This window comes from Kitasatospora sp. NPDC004240 (assembly GCF_053603215.1).
Genome location: NZ_JBSGFD010000046.1, coordinates 43,249 through 50,553, shown reverse-complemented (window position 1 = coordinate 50,553; position 7,305 = coordinate 43,249). Strand labels below are relative to the sequence as shown.

At 72.8% G+C, this 7,305-nt stretch carries 5 protein-coding genes and 1 riboswitch; of the genes, 2 read left to right on the top strand and 3 right to left on the bottom strand.

Going from position 1 to position 7,305, the window contains the following annotated elements; genetic code table 11:
* Positions 1-74: 74 nt before the first annotated feature.
* The gene (locus ACWEQL_RS15195) at positions 75-512 is read right to left on the bottom strand and encodes a PRC-barrel domain-containing protein (protein WP_452150698.1); all 438 of its coding nucleotides are present in this window, start codon (positions 510-512) and stop codon (positions 75-77) included.
* A 245-nt stretch (positions 513-757) separates the two neighbouring features.
* Positions 758-861, top strand: a riboswitch (glycine riboswitch).
* Positions 862-1,098: 237 nt separating this feature from the next.
* Between ACWEQL_RS15195 and gcvP the strand changes: the two genes are divergently transcribed.
* The gene (gene gcvP / locus ACWEQL_RS15190; RefSeq protein WP_452150697.1) at positions 1,099-3,999 is read left to right on the top strand and encodes an aminomethyl-transferring glycine dehydrogenase; all 2,901 of its coding nucleotides are present in this window, start codon (positions 1,099-1,101) and stop codon (positions 3,997-3,999) included.
* 105 nt (positions 4,000-4,104) lie between these two features.
* Here the strand turns inward: gcvP and ACWEQL_RS15185 are convergent, their stop codons facing one another.
* Together ACWEQL_RS15185 and ACWEQL_RS15180 are read right to left on the bottom strand one after the other, a co-directional pair.
* On the bottom strand, positions 4,105-4,296 hold the full coding sequence (locus ACWEQL_RS15185) for a DUF5999 family protein (RefSeq protein WP_452150696.1): 192 nt from the start codon (positions 4,294-4,296) through the stop codon (positions 4,105-4,107).
* 480 nt (positions 4,297-4,776) lie between these two features.
* Positions 4,777-5,349 carry a hypothetical protein gene (locus tag ACWEQL_RS15180; RefSeq protein ID WP_452150695.1) on the bottom strand — a complete coding sequence of 191 codons (573 nt, stop codon included), beginning with the start codon at positions 5,347-5,349 and terminating at the stop codon, positions 4,777-4,779.
* A gap of 372 nt (positions 5,350-5,721) precedes the next feature.
* Here ACWEQL_RS15180 and ACWEQL_RS15175 point away from each other — a divergent pair, with 372 nt between their 5' ends.
* The gene (locus tag ACWEQL_RS15175; RefSeq protein WP_452150694.1) at positions 5,722-7,227 is read left to right on the top strand and encodes a glutamate--cysteine ligase; all 1,506 of its coding nucleotides are present in this window, start codon (positions 5,722-5,724) and stop codon (positions 7,225-7,227) included.
* Positions 7,228-7,305: the final 78 nt, after the last annotated feature.

Here is a 7,305-nt window from a genome sequence, read left to right as displayed (position 1 = left end):
CGTTCTCAAACCGCAAACATGTGTGACGCTCGTCACGAGGTGCGGGCGCGGCCCGATTCCGCTGTCCATCATGATCAGATCGCCGCCGTACCCGCCGCCGCTGCCGTGCCGGCCGGCGCGTTCGCCGGGCGGTCCGTGCCGAAGTCGAGGTCGGCGGGCCGGGAGCCGGAGTCGTCCCCCGTCGCCGGACGGCCGTCCGCCGGGGTGTCCAGGCCGTAGTAGCGGTACAGCTGGAGCTCCTGGGTCGGTGACAGGTGCTGGCCCACGCCGAAGTCGGGGGACTCCTTCACGAGCGACTTGTCGTACGGCACCCGCAGCTCCTCGCCGGAGAACTCGCTGGTGGTCAGCGGGACGAAGGCGTCCCGGCCGAAGATGCCGGTGCGGACGGCGGCCCACTCCGGCTGGCCGGTGGCGTCGTCCAGGTACACCTCGTCGACGGTGCCGATCTTGTCCCCGTTGCGGTCGACCGCCTTGTGGCCGATGAGGTCCCGGGGATCGATGTCGGTCTGCACTCTTGCCTCCGGTGCGCTGCTCCTGCGGAACTCCCGCAGACTGACGGCTGGAGGGCCCTTCCCATCCGCCACTTCACACCAAATGCCATGAACCGGACGCCCGCGAGCCGGGCGGGGCCGTCCGGGCCGCGCGCTGGGCCGTCCGGGTCACCCGCCGGTCGGGCCCGCGGCGCGGGCGCGGCGACCGAGTGACCTGGCGCACCCGTGATCCGGAGCGGTCTCGCTGGTACCCTGGGCGCGACCGCCGAGCCCACTCGGGAGAGTCCCCGGCAGTGGAATCCGCTGGTAGGGGCGCCGAAGGAGCAAACCCTCCCCGGAATCTCTCAGGCATCCGTACCGTGTGGGATAGGTCACTCTGGAAAGCAGGGCAGGACCGCCGGCGAGGGAGCCGACGGCCACCACCCTCACCGACGGTGCAAGCCGGCGGTGCGCTCATCGCGCGCCGCGCGGGCGAAGCTCTCAGGTCCCGATGACAGAGGGGGAGGCCTGTCGGGTTCGTTCGCCCGGGCCGAACCGCTGCCGCAGCGGCGAAGGCCGGCCGGCGTGCGTACCCCCGCCGGTCCGTGACCAGGAGGCCTCGACCACCATGAACGCCCAGCCGAACGCGGGACACCCCACCGCCCCCGCGACTCTCACCGAGCTCGAGCAGGCCAGCCCCTTCGAGAACCGCCACATCGGCCCCGACGCCGCCGCGCAGGCGAAGATGCTGGCCCAGGTCGGCTTCGGCTCGCTGGACGAGCTCGCCGCGACCGCCGTTCCCGAGGCGATCCGCTCCATCACCGCCCTGGACCTGCCCGCCGGCCGCAGCGAGGCCCAGGTCCTCGCCGAGCTGCGCGAGCTGGCCGGCAGCAACAAGGTCCTCCAGCCGATGATCGGCCTGGGCTACTACGGCACCTTCACCCCGCCGGTGATCCTGCGCAACGTCCTGGAGAACCCGGCCTGGTACACCGCGTACACGCCGTACCAGCCGGAGATCTCGCAGGGCCGCCTGGAGGCGCTGCTCAACTTCCAGACCCTGGTCTCCGACCTGACCGGCCTGCCGACCTCCGGCTCCTCGCTGCTGGACGAGGGCACCGCCGCCGCCGAGGCGATGGCCCTGGCCCGCCGGGTCACCAAGGTCAAGGGCGGCGTGTTCCTGGTCGACGCCGAGACCCTGCCGCAGACCGTCGCGGTGATCAACACCCGCGCCGTGCCGACCGGTGTCGAGGTCGTCGTCGCCGACCTCTCCGAGGGCATCCCGGCCGAGATCGTCGAGCGCGGCGTCTTCGGCGTGCTGCTGCAGTACCCGGGCGCCACCGGTGTGGTCCGCGACCTGACCCCGGTCATCGAGCAGGCGCACGGCCTCGGCGCGATCGTCGCGGTCGCCGCCGACCTGCTGGCGCTCACCCTGCTGAAGTCCCCGGGCGCGCTCGGCGCCGACATCGCCTGCGGCACCTCGCAGCGCTTCGGCGTCCCGATGGGCTTCGGCGGCCCGCACGCCGGCTACCTCTCGGTGCGCGCCGAGTACGCCCGCTCGCTGCCCGGCCGCCTGGTCGGCGTCTCCGTCGACACCGACGGCAACCGCGCCTACCGCCTGGCCCTGCAGACCCGCGAGCAGCACATCCGCCGCGAGAAGGCCACCAGCAACATCTGCACCGCGCAGGTCCTGCTCGCCGTGATGGCCTCGATGTACGCGGTCTACCACGGCCCGGACGGCCTGGCCGACATCGCCCGCCGCACCCACCGCTACGCCGCCGCCCTCGCCGAGGGCCTGCGGGCCGGCGGCGTCGAGCTGCTGCACGGCGAGTTCTTCGACACCGTCACCGCCGTCGTCCCCGGCCGCGCCGCCGCGATCGCCGAGGCCGCCCGCGCGCACGGCATCAACGTGTACCAGGACGGCGAGGACCGGATCTCGGTCTCCACCGACGAGACCACCACCCGCGAGCACCTGGCGGGCGTGTGGGCCGCGTTCGGCGTCGAGGGCGTCGAGGTCGCGGAGGGCGCCGACGCGCTGCCCGCCGCGCTGCTGCGCGAGGACGAGTACCTCACCCACCCGGTCTTTCACAGCCACCGCTCCGAGACCGCCATGCTGCGCTACCTGCGCCGCCTGTCGGACCGCGACTACGCGCTGGACCGCGGCATGATCCCGCTGGGCTCCTGCACCATGAAGCTCAACGCGACCACCGAGATGGAGCCGGTGACCTGGCCCGAGTTCGGCCAGCTGCACCCGTTCGCGCCGGTCGACCAGGCCGCGGGCTTCCTCACCCTGATCCGTCAGCTGGAGCGGCAGCTGGTCGAGGTGACCGGCTACGACGCGGTCTCCATCCAGCCGAACGCCGGCTCCCAGGGCGAGCTGGCCGGCCTGCTGGCCGTCCGCGCCTACCACCTGGCCAACGGCGACACCCAGCGTGACGTCTGCCTGATCCCGTCCTCCGCGCACGGCACCAACGCGGCCTCCGCCGTGATGGCCGGCATGCGGGTCGTCGTGGTCAAGACCCTGGTCGACGGTGACGTCGACGTGGCCGACCTCAAGGCCAAGATCGAGCAGTACCGCGACCAGCTCTCGGTGCTGATGGTCACCTACCCGTCCACCCACGGCGTGTACGAGACCGAGATCACCGACATCTGCGCGGCCGTGCACGAGGCCGGCGGCCAGGTGTACGTGGACGGCGCCAACCTGAACGCCCTGGTCGGCCTCGCCAAGCCGGGCAAGTTCGGCGCGGACGTCTCGCACCTGAACCTGCACAAGACCTTCTGCATCCCGCACGGCGGCGGCGGCCCGGGCGTCGGCCCGGTCGCGGTGCGCGCGCACCTCGCGCCGTACCTGCCCAACCACCCGCTGCAGGAGGAGGCCGGCCCGGCCACCGGCGTCGGCCCGATCTCGGCCGCGCCGTGGGGCTCGGCGGCGATCCTGCCGATCTCCTGGGCGTACGTGCGCCTGATGGGCGGCGAGGGCCTCAAGCGCGCCACCCAGGTGGCGGTGCTCAACGCCAACTACATCGCCAAGCGCCTGGCCCCGCACTTCCCGGTGCTCTACACCGGCCCCGGCGGCCTGGTCGCGCACGAGTGCATCATCGACCTGCGCCCGCTCACCAAGGAGACCGGCGTCTCGGTCGACGACATCGCCAAGCGCCTGATCGACTACGGCTTCCACGCGCCGACGATGTCGTTCCCGGTGGCCGGCACGCTGATGATCGAGCCGACCGAGTCCGAGGACCTGTACGAGATCGACCGCTTCTGCGACGCGATGATCGAGATCCGCGCGGAGATCGAGAAGGTCGGCTCCGGCGAGTGGGCGGCGGACGACAACCCGCTGCGCAACGCCCCGCACACCGCCGCCTCGCTGGCCGGCGACTGGGCGCACGGCTACTCGCGCCAGGAGGCGGTCTTCCCGGCCGGCGTCAACCCGGCGGACAAGTACTGGCCCCCGGTCAGCCGCATCGACGGCGCGTACGGCGACCGCAACCTGGTCTGCTCCTGCCCGCCGCTGGACGAGTACGGCGTCTGACGCCTCCGCGGGCCGCGCCCGCGCACGACAGAGCCCCGGCGGACGCTTCCGCCGGGGCTCTGCCCGTTCCCGTGGTGCGGACGGCTGCCCCCGTCGTCGTGGCGCTCAGGCCGCGAAGGCGGCGGGGCGGCGCGGTGCGATCACCCGCCCGTCGGGCAGCAGTTCGCCGGTGTCCTCGAAGAGCAGGACGCCGTTGCAGAGCAGGCTCCAGCCCTGCTCCGGGTGGCAGGCCACCGGTACGGCCGCCTCGCGGTCCTCGGACTCGGCCGACGGGCATTCAGGACGGTGCTGGCACATACGCGTACCCTCGCTTCGCTTCGCGATCCTCCCCGTGGTGCGGCCGCCGTCGGTTTCGCCGTCGGAGCCGCCGCGGTGGTCGGATCCTGCCCGGCCGACCCCAGGTGTGGGCCGACCCTCAAGTGGGTAGGACAGGTGGTCCTTCCACGCTGGTTCCCAGTGTCGGCATCCGGGGACGCTCGCGCAGCGGTTTGGTGACATGCGCCACAAGTCCCTCGCATAGATCACCCGTTCAGATGGCCCAGGGCAGGTTTAATCCACCGAACGGGCCATCCGCCGACTGGCCCGGACGGGTCATGGCGGATGGCCCGTCCGGATGGTCGGGCCACTGTGGGGTCACTCGGCGAACGGGTGAACGGTGGGTACGGTCCGATCGGTGCGCGGTGCGCACGGCCTCGGTGCGACCGGTGCGACCGCTGTGCACGGCGCGACCGGGGTCGACGGCGACGGAGAGGGGTGCGGCGCGGGCGCCGGCCGGGCTCAGGAGAAGCCGAGCAGCGCCGGCTTGGCGAGCGCCGGGCGGGCCAGCAGCGCGAGCAGGTCGGCGGCCGGGTAGGCGCGGTGCGCGGTGATCCCGAGCGGCGCCGGTGCCAGCGGGATCAGGAGGTCGGCGTCCGGGCCGGAGTCCGGGCAGTGCAGCCACAGCGCCGTGGCGTACTGGCCGGGGACGGTGAGCAGCCTCGGCTGCTGGCGGGCCCGCGAGGTCTGGGCGAGCTGCCAGGCCTGGCGCAGCGCCCGGACGGTGGAGTCCAGGTAGGGACCGGCGGTGAAGTGCGAGAAGGTGTGGCCCTCCCCGCCCTGCACCACCTCGGCGGCGGCGGCGACGTCGGCGCCGTCCTTGATGAGGAAGCGCCAGCCGGTCCGCCGGGCGGCCGCGAGCGAGGGGCGCGGACCCTCCAGCACGTGGACGGCGAGCGGGTGTGCGGGCAGCAGCGAACCGACCGGATGGCGCAGCGCCGCGGCGGCGGGCTGGCGAAGGGCGGTCTCCGAGTCGAGCGCGGCGAGCACCGCGCGCAGGGCACTGGGCGGGGGCTGGGGGGTCTGCAGAGTCATGGCGGGGTCGCCTCTCCGTGCGAGATCGGCGTGCGAGTGCGGCATACCGGCGTGGCGCGGTGTGTCTTCGGTGACGGGACCTGGCCGTGTCCGGTTGTGCAGGATCGCGGAGCGGGGCTCGGCCGCCGCCGCGGGCGAGGGTGTCGCGGCAGCGGCGGGCCGTGGCGGGGCGCAGTGCGAATTCAATCGAACAGGTGCACAGGGTGACCTGTTTATCACAGGCGGTGTCGTCGAGCAAGTCGGCAGTTGTGCTGAAACTCCATCAGTTTCCTTGCATTGCAAGCCGTTAGAAGCCATCGGGTATCGATCTTCGGGGTGGGCATGATGGATGCACGGTCGGCCGGGACGGCCGGCCCCGGATGAGGGGGCAGCATGGGCGAGAAGGTCGTGGCGACGCGCGCGGACCTGTCGGACCGGCAGCTGTACCGCCGCAAGCTGCAGTCCTGTCTCGACGCCCTGGGGCGGATGCTGCGCGAGCAGCGCTTCGACCGGCCCCGGGGAGTGATGGGCCTGGAGATCGAGCTCAACCTGGCCGACGACCAGGGCCTGCCGGTGATGCGCAACGCCCAGGTGCTGACCGCGATCGCCTCCAGCGACTTCCAGACCGAGCTCGGCCAGTTCAACATCGAGGTCAACATCACCCCGCACCGGCTCTGCGGCCACGTGTTCGAGGAGCTGCGCGAGGAGATCGACACCGGGCTGCGCTACGCCGACCGCAAGGCCGCCGAGGTCGGCGCGCGGATCGTGATGGTGGGCATCCTGCCGACACTGGAGAACGACCACACCGGTCTGGACTCGATGTCCCACAACCAGCGGTACAGCCTGCTCAGCGACCAGATCCTGGCCGCCCGGGGCGAGGACATCACGCTGGACATCGAGGGCGTCGAGCGCCTCCAGCTGGAGTCGATCACCATGGTCGCCGAGGCCGCCGCGACCTCCCTCCAGCTCCACCTGCAGGTCACCCCCGACCGCTTCTCCTCGGTGTGGAACGCGGCCCAGGCGATCTGCGGGCCGCAGCTCGCGCTCGGCGCCAACTCGCCCTTCCTGTTCGGCCGGGAGCTGTGGCGGGAGACCCGGCCGGTGCTCTTCCAACAGGCGTGCGACACCCGTTCGGCGGAGCTCAAGGCGCAGGGCGTGCGCCCGATCACCTGGTTCGGCGAGCGCTGGGTGGACTCCGCGTACGACCTCTTCGAGGAGAACCTGCGGTACTTCCCGGCGCTGCTGCCGATCTGCGACGACGAGGACCCGGCCAAGGTGCTGGCCTCCGGCGGCGTGCCCCGGCTGGCCGAGATGCGGCTGCACAACGGGACCATCTACCGGTGGAACCGCCCGGTGTACGACGTCAGCGACGGGGTGCCGCACCTGCGGGTGGAGAACCGGGCGCTGCCGGCCGGGCCGACGGTCGCCGACACGCTCGCCAACGCCGCCTTCTACTACGGGCTGGTCCGGGTGCTCGCCGAGCAGCCCCGGCCGATCTGGACCAGGCTGCCGTTCGCACAGGCCGACGCCAACTTCCAGCAGGCCTGCCGGTACGGCGTCGACGCGGTGTTCCAGTGGCCGCGGGCCGGCCGGGCCGGACGCGGCGGCGGGCTGACCACCGTGCCCGCGATGGACCTGGTGCTGAACGAGCTGCTGCCGATGGCGTACCAGGGCCTGGACGAGTGGGGCGTGGAGCCGGCCGACCGGGACCGCTACCTGGGCATCATCGAGCAGCGCTGCCTGCGGCGCACCAACGGGGCCGCCTGGCAGAGCGCCACCTTCCACCGGCTGCGCGAGCGGTTCGGGATGGACCGCGCGGCGGCGCTCGCGGCGATGACCCGGCGCTACATGGAGTACATGCGGTCAGGGGAGCCGGTGCACACCTGGCCGGTCGGCTGAGCCGTTCCGGGGGCCGTCCCGCGGTACGGCGGCCGGTGCCGGGGCGGGCACGGTGCGCGGCGTCGGCGCGTCGGGGCG

Bases quoted from the DNA above. Each gene is read 5' to 3' on its own strand.
- gcvP (WP_452150697.1), top strand. From the start codon at position 1,099: ATGAACGCCCAGCCGAACGCGGGACACCCCACCGCCCCCGCGACTCTC.
- ACWEQL_RS15185 (WP_452150696.1), bottom strand. From the start codon at position 4,296: ATGTGCCAGCACCGTCCTGAATGCCCGTCGGCCGAGTCCGAGGACCGC.
- ACWEQL_RS15180 (WP_452150695.1), bottom strand. From the start codon at position 5,349: ATGACTCTGCAGACCCCCCAGCCCCCGCCCAGTGCCCTGCGCGCGGTG.
- ACWEQL_RS15175 (WP_452150694.1), top strand. From the start codon at position 5,722: ATGGGCGAGAAGGTCGTGGCGACGCGCGCGGACCTGTCGGACCGGCAG.